At 62.1% G+C, this 17,196-nt stretch carries 19 protein-coding genes and 1 tRNA gene; 17 read left to right on the forward strand and 3 right to left on the reverse strand.

The annotated features are described in order from the left end of the window. Window positions 1-9 precede the first annotated feature (9 nt). Window positions 10-480, forward strand: coding sequence for a VOC family protein (locus AC27VQ_RS09885; protein WP_488716143.1), 471 nt, complete (start codon window positions 10-12; stop codon window positions 478-480). A 4-nt stretch (window positions 481-484) separates the two neighbouring features. Here AC27VQ_RS09885 and AC27VQ_RS09890 read toward each other — a convergent pair whose 3' ends face one another. Next, window positions 485-1,255 carry an SDR family oxidoreductase gene (locus AC27VQ_RS09890; protein WP_488716144.1) on the reverse strand — a complete coding sequence of 257 codons (771 nt, stop codon included), beginning with the start codon at window positions 1,253-1,255 and terminating at the stop codon, window positions 485-487. Window positions 1,256-1,391: 136 nt separating this feature from the next. Between AC27VQ_RS09890 and AC27VQ_RS09895 the strand changes: the two genes are divergently transcribed. From AC27VQ_RS09895 to AC27VQ_RS09925, 7 genes are all read left to right on the forward strand, one after another. Continuing rightward, window positions 1,392-2,120, forward strand: coding sequence for a class I SAM-dependent methyltransferase (locus tag AC27VQ_RS09895; RefSeq protein ID WP_488716145.1), 729 nt, complete (start codon window positions 1,392-1,394; stop codon window positions 2,118-2,120). Window positions 2,121-2,249: 129 nt separating this feature from the next. Next, entirely contained in the window at window positions 2,250-2,705 is a 456-nt protein-coding gene (locus AC27VQ_RS09900) for a GFA family protein (RefSeq protein ID WP_488716146.1), read from the forward strand. 36 nt (window positions 2,706-2,741) lie between these two features. Next, the gene (locus tag AC27VQ_RS09905; protein ID WP_488716147.1) at window positions 2,742-3,932 is read left to right on the forward strand and encodes a glycine C-acetyltransferase; all 1,191 of its coding nucleotides are present in this window, start codon (window positions 2,742-2,744) and stop codon (window positions 3,930-3,932) included. Window positions 3,933-3,962: 30 nt separating this feature from the next. Then, window positions 3,963-5,000 (forward strand): L-threonine 3-dehydrogenase, encoded by a 1,038-nt coding sequence (tdh, locus tag AC27VQ_RS09910; RefSeq protein WP_488716148.1) that lies wholly within the window; start codon window positions 3,963-3,965, stop codon window positions 4,998-5,000. Between the two features lie 13 nt (window positions 5,001-5,013). Continuing rightward, window positions 5,014-5,361, forward strand: coding sequence for a GFA family protein (locus AC27VQ_RS09915; protein WP_488716149.1), 348 nt, complete (start codon window positions 5,014-5,016; stop codon window positions 5,359-5,361). 436 nt (window positions 5,362-5,797) lie between these two features. After that, complete coding sequence (rpoD, locus tag AC27VQ_RS09920) at window positions 5,798-7,849, forward strand: RNA polymerase sigma factor RpoD (protein ID WP_313522922.1); 2,052 nt, start codon at window positions 5,798-5,800, stop codon at window positions 7,847-7,849. Window positions 7,850-7,959: 110 nt separating this feature from the next. Beyond that, window positions 7,960-9,624 (forward strand): alpha/beta hydrolase, encoded by a 1,665-nt coding sequence (locus tag AC27VQ_RS09925; RefSeq protein WP_488716150.1) that lies wholly within the window; start codon window positions 7,960-7,962, stop codon window positions 9,622-9,624. Window positions 9,625-9,689: 65 nt separating this feature from the next. Here AC27VQ_RS09925 and AC27VQ_RS09930 read toward each other — a convergent pair whose 3' ends face one another. Next, window positions 9,690-10,796 carry a branched-chain amino acid ABC transporter substrate-binding protein gene (locus tag AC27VQ_RS09930; protein ID WP_488716151.1) on the reverse strand — a complete coding sequence of 369 codons (1,107 nt, stop codon included), beginning with the start codon at window positions 10,794-10,796 and terminating at the stop codon, window positions 9,690-9,692. Between the two features lie 304 nt (window positions 10,797-11,100). On the opposite strand from AC27VQ_RS09930, the gene AC27VQ_RS09935 reads away from it, so the two are divergent. The 6 genes from AC27VQ_RS09935 (at window position 11,101) to AC27VQ_RS09960 (ending at window position 13,680) form a co-directional block, all read left to right on the forward strand. Then, window positions 11,101-11,673 carry a transglycosylase SLT domain-containing protein gene (locus AC27VQ_RS09935; RefSeq protein WP_488716152.1) on the forward strand — a complete coding sequence of 191 codons (573 nt, stop codon included), beginning with the start codon at window positions 11,101-11,103 and terminating at the stop codon, window positions 11,671-11,673. Between the two features lie 87 nt (window positions 11,674-11,760). Next, window positions 11,761-12,114, forward strand: a complete 354-nt coding sequence (locus tag AC27VQ_RS09940; RefSeq protein WP_488716153.1) for a DUF1428 domain-containing protein — start codon at window positions 11,761-11,763, stop codon at window positions 12,112-12,114. A gap of 50 nt (window positions 12,115-12,164) precedes the next feature. After that, window positions 12,165-12,290 (forward strand): hypothetical protein, encoded by a 126-nt coding sequence (locus AC27VQ_RS09945; protein ID WP_313522930.1) that lies wholly within the window; start codon window positions 12,165-12,167, stop codon window positions 12,288-12,290. 7 nt (window positions 12,291-12,297) lie between these two features. Next, window positions 12,298-12,720: a secondary thiamine-phosphate synthase enzyme YjbQ gene (locus AC27VQ_RS09950; RefSeq protein ID WP_488716154.1), complete on the forward strand. Its 423-nt coding sequence runs from the start codon at window positions 12,298-12,300 to the stop codon at window positions 12,718-12,720. Window positions 12,721-12,777: 57 nt separating this feature from the next. Further along, a complete protein-coding gene (locus AC27VQ_RS09955; protein ID WP_488716155.1) occupies window positions 12,778-13,125 on the forward strand; it encodes a nuclear transport factor 2 family protein in 348 nt (115 codons plus the stop codon). Window positions 13,126-13,236: 111 nt separating this feature from the next. Continuing rightward, window positions 13,237-13,680 (forward strand): hypothetical protein, encoded by a 444-nt coding sequence (locus AC27VQ_RS09960; RefSeq protein ID WP_488716156.1) that lies wholly within the window; start codon window positions 13,237-13,239, stop codon window positions 13,678-13,680. Between the two features lie 274 nt (window positions 13,681-13,954). On the opposite strand, the gene AC27VQ_RS09965 is transcribed toward AC27VQ_RS09960, so the two are convergent. Continuing rightward, window positions 13,955-14,713, reverse strand: a complete 759-nt coding sequence (locus AC27VQ_RS09965; protein WP_313522937.1) for an SIMPL domain-containing protein — start codon at window positions 14,711-14,713, stop codon at window positions 13,955-13,957. Window positions 14,714-14,869: 156 nt separating this feature from the next. Between AC27VQ_RS09965 and AC27VQ_RS09970 the strand changes: the two genes are divergently transcribed. The 3 genes from AC27VQ_RS09970 (at window position 14,870) to AC27VQ_RS09980 (ending at window position 17,044) form a co-directional block, all read left to right on the forward strand. After that, window positions 14,870-14,945 (forward strand) — tRNA-Ile (locus AC27VQ_RS09970). Between the two features lie 176 nt (window positions 14,946-15,121). Next, window positions 15,122-16,315 (forward strand): tyrosine-type recombinase/integrase, encoded by a 1,194-nt coding sequence (locus AC27VQ_RS09975; protein ID WP_488716157.1) that lies wholly within the window; start codon window positions 15,122-15,124, stop codon window positions 16,313-16,315. 147 nt (window positions 16,316-16,462) lie between these two features. Next, window positions 16,463-17,044: a hypothetical protein gene (locus AC27VQ_RS09980; RefSeq protein WP_488716158.1), complete on the forward strand. Its 582-nt coding sequence runs from the start codon at window positions 16,463-16,465 to the stop codon at window positions 17,042-17,044. Window positions 17,045-17,196 lie beyond the last annotated feature (152 nt).

Raw genomic sequence — 17,196 nt, forward strand, 5'->3', positions numbered from 1 at the left:
GACGTTCCGATGAAAGTCACGCAGCATCTCTGGTTCGAGAAGGATATGGAAGCGGCGATCGGCTTCTATACGTCGCTCATTCCCGGCTCCTCGATCCATTGGATCTCCGGCCTGCCGGCCGAGACGCCGAGCGGCCCGCCGGGTAGTGTCAGGATCGCGAGCTTCACGCTGGGCGACCAGCGCTACATGGCCATCGAGGCCGGCCCGCTCGATCCGTTCAACCACAGTTTTTCCATCATGGTCGAATGCGAGACGCAGGGCGATCTCGATCGGCTCTGGGATGCGCTGAAGGAGGGCGGCTCCGTGGAGCAATGCGGCTGGCTGCGGGACCGCTGGGGCCTTTCCTGGCAGATCGCCCCGACGCGGCTCGGCGAATTGATGAGTGATCCCGATCAGGACAAGGTCAGGCGCGTCACCGAGGCGATGCTGAAGATGGTCAAGCTGGATATCGCGCCGTTGGAGGCCGCGGCGGCGGGATAACCGGTTACATCCTGACCGTCATGCCACCATCGACGACCAGCACATGGCCGTTGACGAAGGAGGCGGCGTCGCTGGCGAGGAACAGGGCCGCACCGGCGATTTCGTCGGGACGCGCCCAGCGCTGGACGGGAATGCGCTGACGCACGAAGGGCATGAGGTCGTCGTTGGCGGCCATCGCGGCATTGGTTTCCGTGGCGAACCAGCCGGGGGCGATGGCGTTGCTGGTAATGCCGTGCGGGGCATATTCGACGGCCATGCTGCGCATCAGGCCGGTGAGGCCGTGTTTGGCGGCCGGATAGACGCCGTCGTTCGGCATGGCGACATGGCCGCCGATCGAGGTGATGGTGATCAGCCGGCCGTGGCCGTTGCGCTTCATCAGGGCCGCGGCATCGCGCGACAGGCTGACGCCGGCGGAGAGATCGGTGCGGATCAGTTCGTCGATTGCCGCATCGTCCATGTCGGCGAGTGGCCGGCGGTCGCGCGCGCCGACATTGTTGACGAACACGTCGAGCCGGCCGTGATTGTCCTCGATTTCGGCAAGGGCCGCGCGCTGGGCGGCGCGGTCGGCGATGTCGAAGGCCGCAAACGAGGCGCTGCCGCCGGCCGCCGCGATCTTCGCCACGGCTTCCTCAAGCGTCGCGCGTGTGCGGCCCGTCACCACCACATGGGCGCCGGCCTCCGCCAAGCCCTTGGCGATCTCGAAGCCGAGACCGCGTCCGCCGCCGGTTACCAGCGCCACGCGGTCCCTCTGGGAAAACCTGTCGAGTATCGTCATCGCCTGCATCCTTTCGCGGGTGCCACCCGATAGCGGCGGGGCGCTCCTGTCAACCCTGCGCAAAAGAGGTTGCCAGAAAGTGCGGCTTTGCCGATCGACGGAACGGGGGTATGTCGGGGCCGAAAGGAATTATCCCATGGCCCAGAATATCTACGATCAGCCTGCCTTCTTCGAGGGCTACAGCAGTCTTCCGCGTTCGGTGCATGGCCTGGCCGGTGCTGCGGAGTGGGAATCGGTGCGTGCCCTGTTGCCGGATTTGAAAGGCAGGCGGGTGGTCGATCTCGGCTGCGGCTTCGGCTGGTTCGCACGCTATGCGGCGGGCGAGGGGGCCGAGAGCGTTCTGGCCCTCGACCTCTCGGAAAACATGATCGCGCGGGCGAAGGTTGAGACGCTGTCGCCGGCCGTGCGTTACGAGATTGCCGATCTCGATCATCTGGACCTGCCGCAGCGCAGTTTCGACTTCGCCTATTCCTCGCTCGCCTTTCACTACATCGCGGATTTCGACCGGCTCATTCGCACTATCCATGCCGCCCTCGTGCCGGGGGCGCCCTTCGTCTTCACCATCGAGCACCCGCTTTACATGGCGCCGTCGACGCCGGATTGGGCCGAGGTCGGCGGGCGCACGGTCTGGCCGGTGGACGGTTATCTGGTCGAGGGACCGCGCACGACGGACTGGCTCGCCAAGGGCGTCGTCAAGCACCATCGCACGCTCGGCACGACGCTGAATGCGCTGATCGCGGCCGGCTTTGTGATCCGCCATGTCGAGGAGTGGCGGCCGAGCGAAGCGCAGCTTGCCGCGCATCCGGAATGGCAGGTCGAGCTCAACCGGCCGATGTTCCTGCTGATCGCCTGCGAACGGACCTGAAAGTTTGGAAAGGCAGGCGGCAACCCTTTACGCCGGCTTTTGCTGCGCTAGAACTATCATCGTGGAGCCATTCGCCGGCATTACGATCTAAAAAGACAAGCCGGCGCAATCGGAAGGGGAGCCGAGCCCATGGACCGACCGAAACTGCCGCTTGATGGCGCGTGTCGCTGCGGGCGGGTGAAAATCCGCATCAGCGCGCCGCCGCTCATCACCATGGCCTGTCATTGCACCGGCTGCCAGCGCATGTCCGGCAGCGCCTATTCGCTGAGCGCGGCCATCCCGACGGAGGGTTTTGCCGTCGTCGAGGGCGAGCCGGTCGTTGCCGGGGCGAGCCGGGAAGCGGGGCATCATTTCTGCCCTGACTGCATGACCTGGATGTTCACCCGGCCGCAGGGCCTCGATTTCTTCGTCAATGTGCGGCCGACCATGCTGGAGGACACCGGCTGGTACAGTCCCTTCGTCGAGACCTATATGAGCGAGAAGCTCGCCTGGGCGGCCACGCCAGCCGAACACAGCTATGAGAAATTCCCCGCGATGGAGGATTTCGAGCCGCTGCTGTCCGCCTATGCCCAGCGTACGGCCTAAGCCTTTCGTTCCCTCCGGTATTTGCGAGTGCCCGCCATGACCTCCGCCTTCATCACCCATCTGCAATCCGAAATCGCCGGCCTGAAATCATCAGGCCTCTATAAATCGGAGCGCGTCATCACGTCCAAGCAGGCGGGTGAGATCGCCGTCGCATCGGGTGAGCGCGTGCTGAATTTCTGCGCCAACAACTATCTCGGCCTCGCCGACAATGCGGAACTGGCCGAGGCCGGCAAGGCGGCACTCGATCGCTACGGCTATGGCATGGCCTCGGTGCGCTTCATCTGCGGCACGCAGGAGGAGCACAAACAGCTCGAGGCACGCATCTCCTCGTTCCTCGGGCTGGAAGATACGATCCTCTATTCCTCCTGTTTCGATGCAAACGGCGGTCTCTTCGAGACGCTGCTGTCCGAGGAGGACGCCATCATCTCCGACGCGCTGAACCATGCCTCGATCATCGACGGCGTGCGCCTCTCCAAGGCGAAGCGCTTCCGCTATGCCAACAACGACATGGCGGCGCTGGAAGAGGAATTGAAGAAGGCTGAGGGCAGCCGCTTCAAGATGATCGCGACCGACGGTGTCTTCTCGATGGACGGCATCATCGCTAATCTCGGCGGCGTCTGCGACTTGGCTGAAAAATACGGCGCGATGGTCATGGTGGACGACAGCCATGCCGTCGGCTTCGTCGGCAAACATGGCCGCGGCTCGGCCGAACATTGCGGCGTCGAGGGCCGTGTCGATATCATCACCGGCACGCTCGGCAAGGCGCTCGGTGGCGCCTCGGGCGGTTATACGTCGGGCAAGCGCGAGGTGGTCGAATGGCTGCGCCAGCGCTCGCGGCCCTATCTGTTTTCGAACACGCTGGCCCCGGTCATCGCAGCCGCCTCGCTCAAGGTCTTCGATCTCATCGACAATGGCGATGCGCTGCGGCGGCGTCTCTATGCCAATGCCGATCTGTTCCGCAGCGAGATGACCAAGCTCGGCTTCACGCTGGCGGGAGAGGGGCATGCGATCATTCCCGTCATGCTCGGCGACGCAACGCTCGCGCAGGACATGGCAAGCCGCATGCTGGCAAAGGGCGTCTATGTCGTCGGCTTTTCTTTCCCCGTAGTGCCGCGCGGCCAGGCGCGCATCCGCACCCAGATGTCGGCGGCGCACAGCGAGGCGGATGTTCGCAAGGCTATACAGGTCTTTGCTGAAGTCGGACGTGAACTGGGCGTGATTGCCTGAGTCTTCTGAATCCCTTGCGGAGGTTTCGTCATGTCGAACATGATGCGCGCGCTGGTTAAAGCAAAACCCGAAGTCGGCCTGTGGATGGAGACTGTGCCGGTGCCGGAGGTCGGCCCGAACGACGTGCTGATCCGGGTGAAAAAGTCGGCGATCTGCGGCACGGATGTGCATATCTGGAACTGGGACCAATGGGCGCAGAAGACCATTCCGGTGCCGATGGTCGTTGGCCATGAATTCGTCGGCGAGATCGCCGAGGTCGGCTCGTCCGTCACCAAGTACAAGGTCGGCGAGCGCGTCTCGGGCGAGGGGCATATCGTCTGCGGCAAGTGCCGCAACTGCCGCGCCGGGCGCGGGCATCTCTGCCACTACACCAAGGGCGTCGGCGTCAACCGGCCGGGCTCCTTCGGCGAGTTCGTCTGCATCCCCGAATACAATGTCGTGCCGATCCCCGATGATGTGCCCGACGAGGTGGCGGCGATCTTCGATCCCTTCGGCAATGCCGTGCACACCGCGCTGTCCTTCGATCTCGTCGGCGAGGACGTGCTCGTCACCGGTGCGGGGCCGATCGGCATCATGGGGGCGATGGTCGCCAAGCGCTCCGGGGCGCGCAAGGTCGTCATCACCGATATCAATCCCGTCCGCCTCGATCTCGCGCGTAAGGTCGGCATCGATTATGTCGTCGATGCCTCCAGCCAGGACCTGAAGGACGTCATGAACGAGATCGGCATGACCGAGGGTTTTGATGTCGGCCTCGAAATGTCCGGTGCGCCGCCGGCCTTCCGCTCGATGATCGACACGATGAACAATGGCGGCAAGATCGCCATTCTCGGCATCGCGCCCGATGGTTTTGGTATCGACTGGAACAAGGTGATCTTCAAGATGCTGACGCTGAAGGGCATCTATGGCCGCGAGATGTTCGAGACCTGGTACAAGATGATCGCCTTCGTGCAGGGTGGGCTCGATCTGTCGCCGATCATCACCCATCGCATCAAGATCGACGACTTCCGGGACGGCTTCGAGGCGATGCGCTCGGGCAATTCCGGCAAGGTTGTGATGGACTGGCATTAAAGGAGGATTTGGTATGAAGTACGAAGGAAGCTGCCATTGCGGAAATATCGCCTTCGAGGTGGAGGGCGACTTCGACAGCGGGCTCGACTGCAACTGTTCCCTGTGCCGGCGGCGCGGCGGGCTGCTTGCCTTCGTGCCGGCGGAAAACCTGCGGCTGACGACGCCGAAGGAGAACGCCTCGACTTACACGTTCAATCGCCACGTCATCCAGCACCACTTCTGCGCCAAGTGCGGGATTGCGCCCTATGGCGAAGGGTCCGATCCCAAGGGGAACAGGATGGCGGCGGTCAATCTGCGCTGTATTCCGGCGATCGATCTTGAGACATTGACGATCAACAAGGTGGATGGGCGCTCGTTCTGAAAGGCCCGTTTAAACCTTGGCGTGCGAATCGGGGCGCGGACGGGTGTGCGGGGCGAGGCGCGGTTGGCTCTTGCCTTTTCGGGATTTACGCCTACATGAAGGCTCAATCTCCCGGATCCGTCGACTTTCATGTTCGCGAACCCGAATCGGAGCCTTTTACGGCTTTTTTACCGGAAAAGCTTGACGGAACCGAAAATTCTGGGAATCACCATTGTTGGCTGAGAAGGAATGGGTACGGCGGATCGGGAAGTCATGTCAATTGTGTCGCCTTGGCGACACGTCCACACGCCGGCGGGCCGGGCTGTGGTTAATCAGGATTTAATTGTCAATCCGTTAGGTCAGGAGCGCCGAGAGGCGATTGCGCAAGCCGAAGGGCGCTCGGCTGCGGAAACCCTGACCGCTTGAAAACTGGATGCTCAAGAAAGCGACGAAATAAATGGCGACAAAGGTCAAAGAGAACGAGGAAGTCGAAAACGAACGCGAAGGCGCATCCGACGGCCCTCTTCTCGATCTTTCCGATGATGCCGTCAAGAAGATGATCAAGGCCGCCAAGAAGCGCGGCTATGTGACCATGGACGAGCTGAATTCGGTTCTGCCGTCCGAGGAAGTGACCTCGGAGCAGATCGAGGACACGATGTCCATGCTCTCCGACATGGGCATCAATGTCATCGAGGACGAGGACGCCGAAGAGGCGGCTCCGGGCGAAGACGACGGCGGCGACGACGACAACGAGAGCGAAGGCGGCGAGCTCGCCCCTTCCAGCGGCACCGCCCTTGCGGCAGCCAAGAAGAAAGAGCCGACCGACCGCACGGACGATCCGGTGCGCATGTACCTGCGCGAGATGGGCTCCGTGGAGCTCCTGTCGCGCGAGGGCGAAATCGCCATCGCCAAGCGCATCGAAGCCGGCCGCGAGACGATGATCGCCGGCCTCTGTGAGAGCCCGCTGACGTTCCAGGCCATCATCATCTGGCGGGATGAACTCAACGAAGGCCAGACGCTGCTGCGCGAGATCATCGACCTCGAGACGACCTATTCCGGTCCCGAGGCGAAGGCTGCCCCGCAGTTCCAGAGCCCGGAAAAGATCGAGGCCGACCGCAAGGCGGCCGAAGAGAAGGAAAAGAACCGCCGGCCGCGCGCCGCCAACGACGACGACATCACCAATGTCGGCGGCGAAGGCCTGCCGCCGGAGGAAGAGGAAGAGGACGACGACGAGTCGAACCTTTCGCTCGCCGCCATGGAAGCGGAACTGCGTCCGCAGGTCATGGAAACGCTCGACACGATCGCCGAGACCTACAAGAAGCTGCGCAAGCTGCAGGACCAGCAGGTGGAAGCCCGCCTGCAGGCCACCGGCACGCTGTCTCCCGCCCAGGAGCGCCGCTACAAGGAGCTCAAGGACGAGCTGATCACGGCCGTCAAGTCGTTGTCGCTCAACCAGAACCGCGTCGACAGCCTTGTCGAGCAGCTCTATGACATCTCCAAGCGCCTGATGCAGAACGAAGGCCGTCTGCTGCGTCTCGCTGAAAGCTACGGCGTCAAGCGCGACTCGTTCCTTGAGCAGTATTCCGGCGCGGAACTCGATCCGAACTGGATGAAGTCCATCGCCAATCTGGCCGCCCGCGGCTGGAAGGAGTTCGCCAAGAGCGAAAACACGACGATCCGCGACATCCGCCAGGAGATCCAGAACCTCGCCACGGAAACCGGCATCTCGATCGCCGAGTTCCGCCGCATCGTTTCGATGGTGCAGAAGGGCGAGCGCGAAGCCCGCATCGCCAAGAAGGAGATGGTGGAAGCCAACCTTCGTCTCGTGATCTCGATTGCCAAGAAGTACACCAACCGTGGCCTTCAGTTCCTCGATCTCATCCAGGAAGGCAATATCGGCCTCATGAAGGCAGTCGACAAGTTCGAGTATCGCCGCGGCTACAAGTTCTCCACCTACGCGACGTGGTGGATCCGTCAGGCGATCACCCGCTCGATCGCCGACCAGGCGCGCACGATCCGCATTCCGGTGCACATGATCGAGACGATCAACAAGATCGTCCGCACGTCGCGCCAGATGCTGCACGAGATCGGCCGCGAGCCGACCCCGGAGGAACTGGCCGAAAAGCTCGCCATGCCGCTTGAAAAGGTCCGCAAGGTTCTGAAGATCGCCAAGGAGCCGATCTCGCTCGAAACGCCAGTGGGTGACGAAGAAGACAGCCACCTCGGCGACTTCATCGAGGACAAGAACGCGCTTCTGCCGATCGACGCCGCCATCCAGGCGAACCTGCGCGAGACGACGACCCGCGTGTTGGCGTCGCTGACGCCGCGCGAAGAGCGCGTCCTGCGCATGCGCTTCGGCATCGGCATGAACACCGACCACACGCTCGAAGAAGTCGGCCAGCAGTTCTCGGTGACCCGCGAACGTATCCGTCAGATCGAAGCGAAGGCGCTGCGAAAGCTGAAGCACCCGAGCCGCTCGCGCAAGCTGCGTTCGTTCCTCGACAGCTGAGGCGACGCAACAGACACGAAAAGCCCCGCGCTCCGAAAGGCCGCGGGGCTTTTTGCATTTCGGCCTGCCGTGTTGCCTCCCGGCGGCTGCCGTGCAAGGTTTGGGCCTGGATGCGAAAGGAGCGTGCTGTGCGGGATCGGGTCTGGCGTTTTCTCCTCTCCTTCTCCGCAACCGGCCTCGTGCTCGGCACGCTGTTCTTTGCGGCATCGCTGACGCCGAGCCTCCTGCCGCGCACCTACATCACCCAGGGCCTGCTCTCCGGTGTCGCCATGGCCTGCGGTTACGGTCTCGGCGTGCTGTTGTCGCTCTTGTGGTTCTGGCTGGAACTGCCGGAGCCGAAGGACCGGGTGCGGCTCGGGTTGAAGGCGGCGGCGGGCGGTATCTGCGGTGTCGTGGTGCTGGTCTTCCTGTGGCGCACGGCCGAATGGCAGAACTCCATCCGCACGCTGATGAAGCTGCCGCCGATCGAGACGGCGCATCCCTTCTATGTCGGCCTGATTGCCCTTGTCGTCTTTACGCTCTTCATCGGCCTTGGCCGTTTCTTTGCACTGCTGGTCAAACTCTTCGCCAGCACCTCGCGCCGGGCAGCGCCGCGCAGGCTCTCCTATGTCATCGGCACGGCACTCGCGGCGACGCTGTTCTGGACGCTGGCGGATGGCCTCTTGGTACGCTTCGTGCTGCACACAGCGGATTCTTCCTTCCGCCGGCTCGACCAGGTGATCGAGCCCGACACCGCCGAACCCACCGATCCCCTGAAATCCGGAAGCGCCGCCTCGCTGGTGCGCTGGGACGCGCTTGGCCGGATGGGGCGCTCCTATGTGGCCAGCGGACCGAGCGCCAAGGATATCGCCGATTTCACCGGCAAGCCGGCGATGGAGCCGCTGCGCGTCTATGCCGGCCTGAACGCCGGTGAGACGCCGGAGGAGCGGGCGAAGATCGCCTTGGACGAACTGATCCGCGTCGGTGGCTTCGAGCGCTCGACGCTCGTCGTCATCATGCCGACGGGGACCGGCTGGGTCGATCCTGAAGGTATCGACACGGTTGAGTATCTGCACCATGGCGATATCGCCAGCGTCGCCATCCAGTATTCCTATCTTGCCAGCTGGCTCTCGCTGCTCGCCGAGCCGGACTATGGCGCGGAGGCCGCGCGCGCGCTCTTTCACGCCGTCTACGGCCACTGGACGAGCCTGCCGAAGGAGAGCCGACCCAAACTTTATCTCTACGGCCTCAGCCTGGGTGCCTTGTCCTCGGAGCAATCGGCGGAATTGTTCGAGGTGATCGGTGACCCCTATCAGGGCGCGCTCTGGTCCGGCCCGCCATTCCCGAGCCGCATCTGGCGCAAGATGACGGCGGACCGCAATCCCGATACGCCGGCCTGGCTGCCGCGCTTCCGTGACGGTTCCTATGTGCGCTTCACCAGCCAGCGCAATGCGCTGCCGGAGGCGGGCGACCATTGGGGACCGATGCGCATCGTCTATCTGCAATATGCCAGCGATCCGATCGTGTTCTACGATCCCTACGCTTTCTACCGCCAGCCGGCCTGGATGGCTTCGCCGCGCGGGCCGGATGTCTCACCGGACTTCCAATGGTACCCGGTCGTCACCTTCCTGCAGCTGACGCTCGACCTTGCCATGGCGACGACCACGCCGATGGGACTGGGCCATGTCTATGCCGGCGAGCACTATGTCGAGCCGTGGATTGCCGTGACCGGTGTGACGGACTGGAGTGCTGCGGATATCGCGCGGCTGAAGGAGAAATTTCGCGCGGGACGGTGAAGCGCCCACAAACAAAAACGCCGGGGTAAAAACCCCGGCGTTCGCATTTCCAGATCGCAAAGGCCTTATTCGGCAGCGACGATCTTGCCGTCTTCCCACTTGAAGAGCGAGAAGCTCTGCGAGGTAAGGTCGCCGTTTTCGCCGTAGGTGAGCTTGCCGATGGCGGTTGCGATCGGTTCGCCCGACTTCAGCGCCGTCGTGACGGCGGCGGCGTCTTCGGCGCTGCCAGCCTTCTCGATGCCGGCCTTCAGAACTTCGACGGCGGCATAGGCGTTGAGCGTGAAGGCTTCCGGCGGGATGCCCTTTTCCTTCAGCACGGCGACGGCCGCCGAGGAATCCGGGTTCTTCAGCGCGTCCGACGCGTTGGTGAAGAGCGTGCCGGCAGCGGCTTCGTTGCCGATCGCCCAGTATTCGCTGTTCGACAGGCCTTCGCCGCCGATGATCGTGGCGTGGACGGAGAGATCCTTCAGCTGGCGGGCAAGCAGGCCGCCTTCCGGATGGTAGCCGCCGAAATAGATGACCTCAACGCCGTCGGCCTTGAGGCGGGTGAGCAGCGCGCTGAAATCCTTTTCTCCCGGCGTGACCGAATCGTAGAGCGCCTCAGTGATGCCGCCCTTGTTGATCGCGGCCTTGAAGGCGTCTGCCAGGCCCTTGCCGTAGGCGCCCTTGTCATGGACGATGGCGACCTTCTTGTCCTTCAGCTTTTCCAGAACATAGGCAGCGGCGACTTCGGCCTGCTGGTCGTCACGGCCGCAGGTGCGCAGAACGTTGGTGAGGCCGCGGGCGGTCAGGTCCGGGGCCGTCGCGGTCGGGGTGACCATCATGATGCCGTTTTCGGCCAGAACGTCGGAGGCCGGGATGGCGACGCCCGAGGTGACCGGACCGACGACGAAGCGGATGCCTTCGCCGACGATCTGGTTGGCGGCCGAAACGCCCTGCTTGGGTTCACCGGCATCGTCGGTCAGCTTCAGCACGAGCTGTTCGCCAAGGATGCCGCCGTTCTTGTTGATGTTTTCAACGGCTGCTTCCGCGCCGTTCTTGACCTGGTCGCCATAGGCGGCGACCGGGCCGGTCAGCGGGGCGATGAGGCCGATGACGATATCGGCATGCGCCAGCGGCGCAAAGGCGACGGATGCGGCAAGGGCGGCAGCGGCGAAAAGAGGCTTCTTCATGGGTCGTTCTCCTGAAGTTGAGGCCCTGGGAGGGCCCGGTCGCAAACCTTCCCGCGCCCGGATGACGTAAGCGCAAAATCCGGTGGGGAGGGGGCAAATCACGCTCCGGAACAATCGTTCGCGAAGGCCCGGCGTGTTGCAGATTGATTAGGCCGCGAGGGCAAAAAGCGCAACAAAATAATGCATTTGCATATTTGATGGGCGGATCACTTCGGTGAATGGAAGGCGATGAACCGCAGTTGAATCAAAACCAATCCTTAAGATTTACCAATTATAAATATCCGGAAATTTTCGAGGATTAGCGATGCGTTGCGTATTGATCGTCGTCCTCCTGCTGCTCGCTGGCTGTGCGTCGGTTCCACGACAGACGCAGAATGCCTGTGCCATCTTCGAGCAGCGCGACGGCTTTTTCGACAACTGGCGGCGAGCCGCCTACAGTGCCGAGCGCGAATATGGCGTGCCCGTCGCCGTGCTGATGGCGACGATCTACACCGAATCCGGTTTCCGCCATAATGCGCGCCCGCCGCGCACCAAGCTTCTTGGCTTCATTCCGTGGAAGCGCCAATCGACGGCGCTCGGCTTCTCGCAGGCGCTGGACGGCACCTGGGCGAGCTACAAACGCGTGACGGGCCGCTGGATGGCCAAGCGCACCGATTTCAAGGATGCGATCCGCTTCATCGCCTGGTACCACGCCGAGAGCAACCGCAAGAACGGCATCGCGCTCAACGATACCTACCGGCTTTACATCGCCTATTACCACGGTCACGGCGGCTATTCGCGCGGCAACTGGAGCGCCACGGCGAAGGCGGGTGCGAAGCGCGCCGCCAACATGGCCTCCAATTATTCGCGCCAGTTGCGGAATTGCGGCGCCTGGTAACCGGGCACAAAAAAGTGCACGCCCCTTGTCGGATCGGTGTGGTGCTCCACGTCCTCTGAAGGTCTTAAACCGAAGGAGGAGACGATCATGACCTATGTGGATGGATTTCTGCTCGCCGTACCGAAGGCCAATATCGAGGCCTACAAGGCGATGGCGCGCACCGCCGGCGCCGTCTGGAAGGAACACGGCGCGATCGACTATGTCGAATGCATGGGCGACGACGTGCCCTATGGCGAGCTTACCTCGTTTCCACGTGCCGTGCAGGCGAAGGATGAGGAGATCGTGATTTTCTCGTGGGTCACCTACGAATCCCGCGAAAAACGTGACGAAATCGTCGCCAAGGTGATGGCCGACGAGCGGCTGAAGGGCGATGCCTGGAAGGATGTCTTCGACGGCAAGCGCATGATCTATGGCGGCTTCCAGGCGATCGTCGAGTTGTGAGCCCGGCGCAGCTGGGCTATCACGGAGGACACCGGAAGAAAGGCCTTGCCATGCTCGATTTCTACTATGCCATCGTCGGCGATACGACGGATACGAATATGGGGCTCGCGCGCTTCATGGGCGTGATTCTGGCCTTCATCGTGGTCGTCGGTGGCCTGTTCTGGGCGATCGGCTGAGGCGCCGATGCCGCAGACGATCCTGACCCTTCCGACCCGCGGGCAGGGGCTCTACGAGTTCACCGGCGAGGCCGAAACGTTCGTGCGTGATGCTGGTCTGGAAACGGGCCTGCTCACCGTCTTCGTGCGCCACACCTCCTGCTCGCTGCTCATCCAGGAAAATGCCGACCCGGATGTGCGGCGCGATCTCGATCAGTTCTTCCGCCGCCTCGTGCCGCCTTCCGACGATCCGAGCATGCGCTGGATCGTGCACACGCTGGAAGGGCCGGATGACATGCCGGCCCATATCAAGGCGGCACTCACCCAGGTCTCCATCGGCATTCCCGTGATGGGCGGCCGGCTGGCGCTCGGCATCTGGCAGGGCCTTTATCTCTTCGAGCATCGCGACCGGCCGCATCGGCGCGAAATCCTCCTGCATCTGAGCCCTTGACGGAACCGATTTGCCCGATGAACCGTTGCTGCGGCGACCCAGGAAAAGGAGACATCCATGGCGAACACCGAAAGCATTACCCACGCCGTGATCGAAGCGCTGAACGCCCGTGATTTCGCAGCGCTTGCCGCCACGGTGAATGAAGATGTCGCGATTTCCGGTATCGGCGAGGGCAGCGACAATGGACGCGAAGCCCTGCGCGACCGGCTTGCCCGGCATTTCGCGGCCCATGACGAAACCTACCAGGATGCCCTGGTAATGAGCGACGCGCTCGGCAACACCGTCGCCATCCGGCTCACGGCGCGCGGCACCGCCGCCGGCGGAAGCTATTCCCGGGAAAAGATCCTGCTGCTTGAGTTGGAGGATGGCTCGATCACCCGCATCGCCTTCTTCACCGGTTCATGAAGTTGAACGCAGGCTGAACGGCCGCTTCGGCCTGCGTTCAGGCATGCGGCCCTAAGGTCTCCTCAATCGCCCGACGCAAGATGGTAGGGCAGAGCGAACAGGAGACCCTTGATGACCCATTTTCTGAAAAAGACCATGCTCGCCGCCCTTCTCGGCTTGGGTGCCCTGACCGCCGTGGCGCCTGTTGCGTCTGCAACCGACATCAACCTCTCGATCGAACAGGTCGGCTACCGAAACGGCTTCCTCGAAATTCAGGATTATGGCGGCGACAGCGATCGCTGGGACCGCCGGGGCGATCGCCGTGACCGGTGGGATCGTTGGGAGCGACGTGATCGCTGGGATCGCCGCGACGACCGCCGCCATGGTGGTGACTGGGGTCGCCGCGGCCGCTGCTCGCCGGACTTCGCCGTCGCCAAGGCGCGCGATCTCGGCCTGCGCCGTGCCCGCATCGCGGACGTGACGCCGCGCAAGGTCGTTGTCGAAGGTTTCCGCTACGGCGGCTATAGCCGCGTCGTTTTCGCAAACGACCGTCACTGCCCGGTTCTCTGGCGTTAAGGTGCGGGCCGGTTTTCCGGCCGCTGCCTGAACGAAAGCCGTTCGCCTTGTCACCCCCGGCCGGCGAACGGCCACCCTCTCGGCGCGAGCCGGGAGGGTTTTTGCGTTTTGGCGAGTGGGATGGATGCGCGGAAAGTGGATGCAGCACGATGAGACCTCCTGTCCTCGGAAGGGGGGATGGCAGGAGGGGAAAGGGGACGCTCCGCGGATCGGCATGCGTCAAACAAAAGGGGCCGGTTTCCCCGCCCCTTTCATGCATTCTTTCCTGCGCTGCTCACTTGCCCAGAGCGAAGGTCACGTTGACGACGACGGAGTAGCTGTTTTCACCGGTGGCGAGCGGAACGGCGCCGCCTTCGGCGGCATAGTCCTTGGCCATGGCGCGCATCATCGGCATGGGCTCGGCGCGGTAGCTCGTTTCCGAGATTTCCAGAACACGGCCAAGCCCGACGCCGGCGGCATCCGTCAGCTCCTTGGCCTTGGCCATGGCATTTTCGACGGCCTTCTTGCGCGCCGCGCTGACGGCCGTTTCCGGCTTGTCGTTGGTAAAGCGGATACCGCCGCCCTGGTTGGCGCCGAGCGTTACGGCCTTGTCCATGATCTCGCCGAGCTTGGAGAGATCGCGCACGCGCAGCGTCACCGTATTGGTGACCTGGAAGCCCGTCAGCACCGGCGGCGGGTTTTCGCCGTTCGAGCTCTGCGGATACTGGTACTGCGGGTTGATCATGAAGCCTGATGTCTGCAGGTCGCGCTCCGCGATACCGGCTTCCTTCAGTGCGGCGAGGATTTCCGCCATGGCCTTGTTGTTGGCGTCGAGCGCCTCGCGGGCGGTCTTGGCATCCTTGACGACGCCAAGGTCGATCAGCGCCATGTCGGGCGCGACTTCGGCCGAGCCTTCGCCGGTCACGACGATCGTCGCTTCGCGCGGCTTGGCACTATCTTCAGCCTTCGCGGCAAGCGGGAGAGCGGCGGCAAGAGCAAGCGAAAGTGCGACGAGGCCGGCGCCGGTGCGGCGGCCGAGGATTCCGTGGGCCATATTGGAATATCTCCTGATAGTTGTGTCCCTTGTCCCGTTCTTCTCTCGTCATTGTGTAGAGAATACGGCAGCGCTTGTGAGGAAGCCCGATTTCGTCTAGACGATTTTCCACCCGTCGGCCGCCATTGACCGACGGCCCCGGCAAATCGTCGGATCGGGCCTGTAGCTCAATGGTTAGAGCCGGCGGCTCATAACCGCTTGGTTGGGGGTTCGAGTCCCTCCGGGCCCACCATTCCCCATCATCCAACATAGTCCAGCTTGGATGATGGGATGCGAGATAATCGCGGTTTTTCAATGGGTTTCAGTGTTTCATTTGTCCGAAGAGGTTTGCCGGCGAGCGGTGACATCCGGCTAATTTGTTGGTAGCTTTGTTGGTGTTTATTCGCTGCTTGGGGCAAAATACCAACAATGCCTTTGACCGATGTCTTCTGCCGGAATGCGAAACCAGCCGAGAAACCCCAGAAAATCAGTGATGGGGGCGGTCTTTTCCTGCTTATCGAGCCGCGAGGAAGTAAGCTTTGGCGGCTCGCCTACCGCTTTCATGGGAAGCAGAAGACGCTTTCCCTCGGCATCTACCCAGCTGTTAGCCTGAGAGATGCGCGCGACCATCGCGACCGGGCCAAGGAGTTGCTGGCGCGCGGTATCGACCCCGGGGAGCACAAGAAGCAGGAAACGAGAAAGAAGCGGCTGGAAGCCGGCAATACGTTCGAAACCATCGCGCGGGAATGGTTCGACGCACAGAAGGCCGGGTGGACAGAAGGATACGCCGACCGGATTCTTCGCAGGCTCGAAGCCGATATCTTCAAGGTCATCGGCCGCAGGCCCATAAACGAAATCGAGCCACCGGAATTGTTGGACGCGATTCGCCAGATCGAAAAGCGCGGTGCCGTTGTTCTCGCACGGCGGCTCATGCAGGTCAGCGGGCAGGTCTTCCGATATGCAATCGCCAGCGGGCTCGCCACCCGTGATCCGTCTCAGGATATTCGCGGCGCATTGCGATCCGCAGGCCCGAAGAGGCACCGCACTGCGCTCAAAGAGGCAGATCTTCCCGAGTTCCTGTCGACGTTGGAAGCTTACCAAGGCGACCGCAAGACCATCCTCGCCCTCAAGCTCGTGCTGCATACCTTCCTGCGCACCTCTGAGGTGCGTTTTGGTTTGTGGTCGGAATTCGAAGCTCTTGGCGGCGACCGCGCGCTTTGGCGCATCCCGGCCGAGAGGATGAAGGCGCGCGCCGAGCACTTGGTCCCGATCACGCCGCAGGCCGAGCAGATACTGACCGAGCTAAAGCGGCTTTCAGGCGACAGCCCCTACATACTGCCGGCCAAGACGCTCAATGGTGTCATCTCCCAAAACACCCTGATCTACGCGATCTATAAGATGGGCTATCATTCGAAGGCGACGGTCCACGGCTTGCGCGGTACGGCGAGCACGATCTTGAACGAGCATGGGTTCAACCGCGACTGGATCGAACGTCAGCTGGCCCATGCCGAGCGTGATGGTGTGCGCGCTGCTTACAATTCGGCGGAATGGTTGCCTGATAGGCGGAAGATGCTGATCTGGTGGTCGAATTATTTGGATGGTGTTCAGCACCCTGCGGAATAAGCGCGCATTAGCTGCTGGTGCCGAGATTTCTTCATTATGAAGTCGGTGCCTATTCCTATCCTCATCAGGCAAACGGCGGTATCGAAAATAGCGCCGAACCAGCCTATCGTTCGGCCATCTACGGGCGAGCTGGGAGGGAATGGCTGAGTGGACGATTTGAATGATATCCTCGAATCTGAAGAGCTGAAAGCTGTTGTCGCTGGGATCGAAGCTCTACACAGGAAATATGCAGCGCAGCAGCAGTCCGTGAGCACGCTGAGTGTTCAGGCCCTTACATCTGGCCGCGAGTTCCGTGGCCGAGAAATATTGCAAGCGTTGGCTAGTGAGAATGCTGGGTATCCCGGCCAAAAGGAGGTACTCGCTGCTGGATTTTCTGGCTGGCTTTTGTTTCCAAATGACCCGGATGCGGCCGAGACTCTAATACGTTACGCCATGATGCTTCATCTTGATGAGGCAGAGGAGAGTGTTGGATATCCCCAGCAACCATGGTCATTACATCGCGATTTGGTCGCGAGATATATCTTCGTTGGAATACCATTCATTTCTGAAGTTCTCAGTAAGTTTAACGATTATAAAGCTTTCACTGAGTCCATGGGGCTGGATGTTCTCGATGAGGTCGTGCAGCGAGAGTCGAAGATCATTTATACCGTTGTCCGAGCGATTGCATATCTTCACCACGGCGCGGACTTGTACAAAGCTGACCATCTCGCCGCTACAAGCCAAGCCTAAATAGAGCGGTTTTAATCTTCCGAGAATTAGACGCAAGGCGTTCTAGCAATGGGGTCGCTCAGGAATCCCGCGATTACGTGGGACGTTCTCTTCTTCACCAGCGATGGAGTGGAGGGAAAAGCACATTGGCATTGCTGTACTCAGCTGACCGC

It is taken from the genome of Shinella sp. 20P9.1.1, from assembly GCF_057798995.1.

What these genes read in the sequence shown, in the direction of transcription:
- AC27VQ_RS09885 (WP_488716143.1), top strand. Translation starts at nt 10, where the DNA reads ATGAAAGTCACGCAGCATCTCTGGTTCGAGAAGGATATGGAAGCGGCG.
- AC27VQ_RS09890 (WP_488716144.1), bottom strand. Translation starts at nt 1,255, where the DNA reads ATGACGATACTCGACAGGTTTTCCCAGAGGGACCGCGTGGCGCTGGTA.
- AC27VQ_RS09895 (WP_488716145.1), top strand. Translation starts at nt 1,392, where the DNA reads ATGGCCCAGAATATCTACGATCAGCCTGCCTTCTTCGAGGGCTACAGC.
- AC27VQ_RS09900 (WP_488716146.1), top strand. Translation starts at nt 2,250, where the DNA reads ATGGACCGACCGAAACTGCCGCTTGATGGCGCGTGTCGCTGCGGGCGG.
- AC27VQ_RS09905 (WP_488716147.1), top strand. Translation starts at nt 2,742, where the DNA reads ATGACCTCCGCCTTCATCACCCATCTGCAATCCGAAATCGCCGGCCTG.
- tdh (WP_488716148.1), top strand. Translation starts at nt 3,963, where the DNA reads ATGTCGAACATGATGCGCGCGCTGGTTAAAGCAAAACCCGAAGTCGGC.
- AC27VQ_RS09915 (WP_488716149.1), top strand. Translation starts at nt 5,014, where the DNA reads ATGAAGTACGAAGGAAGCTGCCATTGCGGAAATATCGCCTTCGAGGTG.
- rpoD (WP_313522922.1), top strand. Translation starts at nt 5,798, where the DNA reads ATGGCGACAAAGGTCAAAGAGAACGAGGAAGTCGAAAACGAACGCGAA.
- AC27VQ_RS09925 (WP_488716150.1), top strand. Translation starts at nt 7,960, where the DNA reads ATGCGAAAGGAGCGTGCTGTGCGGGATCGGGTCTGGCGTTTTCTCCTC.
- AC27VQ_RS09930 (WP_488716151.1), bottom strand. Translation starts at nt 10,796, where the DNA reads ATGAAGAAGCCTCTTTTCGCCGCTGCCGCCCTTGCCGCATCCGTCGCC.
- AC27VQ_RS09935 (WP_488716152.1), top strand. Translation starts at nt 11,101, where the DNA reads ATGCGTTGCGTATTGATCGTCGTCCTCCTGCTGCTCGCTGGCTGTGCG.
- AC27VQ_RS09940 (WP_488716153.1), top strand. Translation starts at nt 11,761, where the DNA reads ATGACCTATGTGGATGGATTTCTGCTCGCCGTACCGAAGGCCAATATC.
- AC27VQ_RS09945 (WP_313522930.1), top strand. Translation starts at nt 12,165, where the DNA reads ATGCTCGATTTCTACTATGCCATCGTCGGCGATACGACGGATACGAAT.
- AC27VQ_RS09950 (WP_488716154.1), top strand. Translation starts at nt 12,298, where the DNA reads ATGCCGCAGACGATCCTGACCCTTCCGACCCGCGGGCAGGGGCTCTAC.
- AC27VQ_RS09955 (WP_488716155.1), top strand. Translation starts at nt 12,778, where the DNA reads ATGGCGAACACCGAAAGCATTACCCACGCCGTGATCGAAGCGCTGAAC.
- AC27VQ_RS09960 (WP_488716156.1), top strand. Translation starts at nt 13,237, where the DNA reads ATGACCCATTTTCTGAAAAAGACCATGCTCGCCGCCCTTCTCGGCTTG.
- AC27VQ_RS09965 (WP_313522937.1), bottom strand. Translation starts at nt 14,713, where the DNA reads ATGGCCCACGGAATCCTCGGCCGCCGCACCGGCGCCGGCCTCGTCGCA.
- AC27VQ_RS09975 (WP_488716157.1), top strand. Translation starts at nt 15,122, where the DNA reads ATGCCTTTGACCGATGTCTTCTGCCGGAATGCGAAACCAGCCGAGAAA.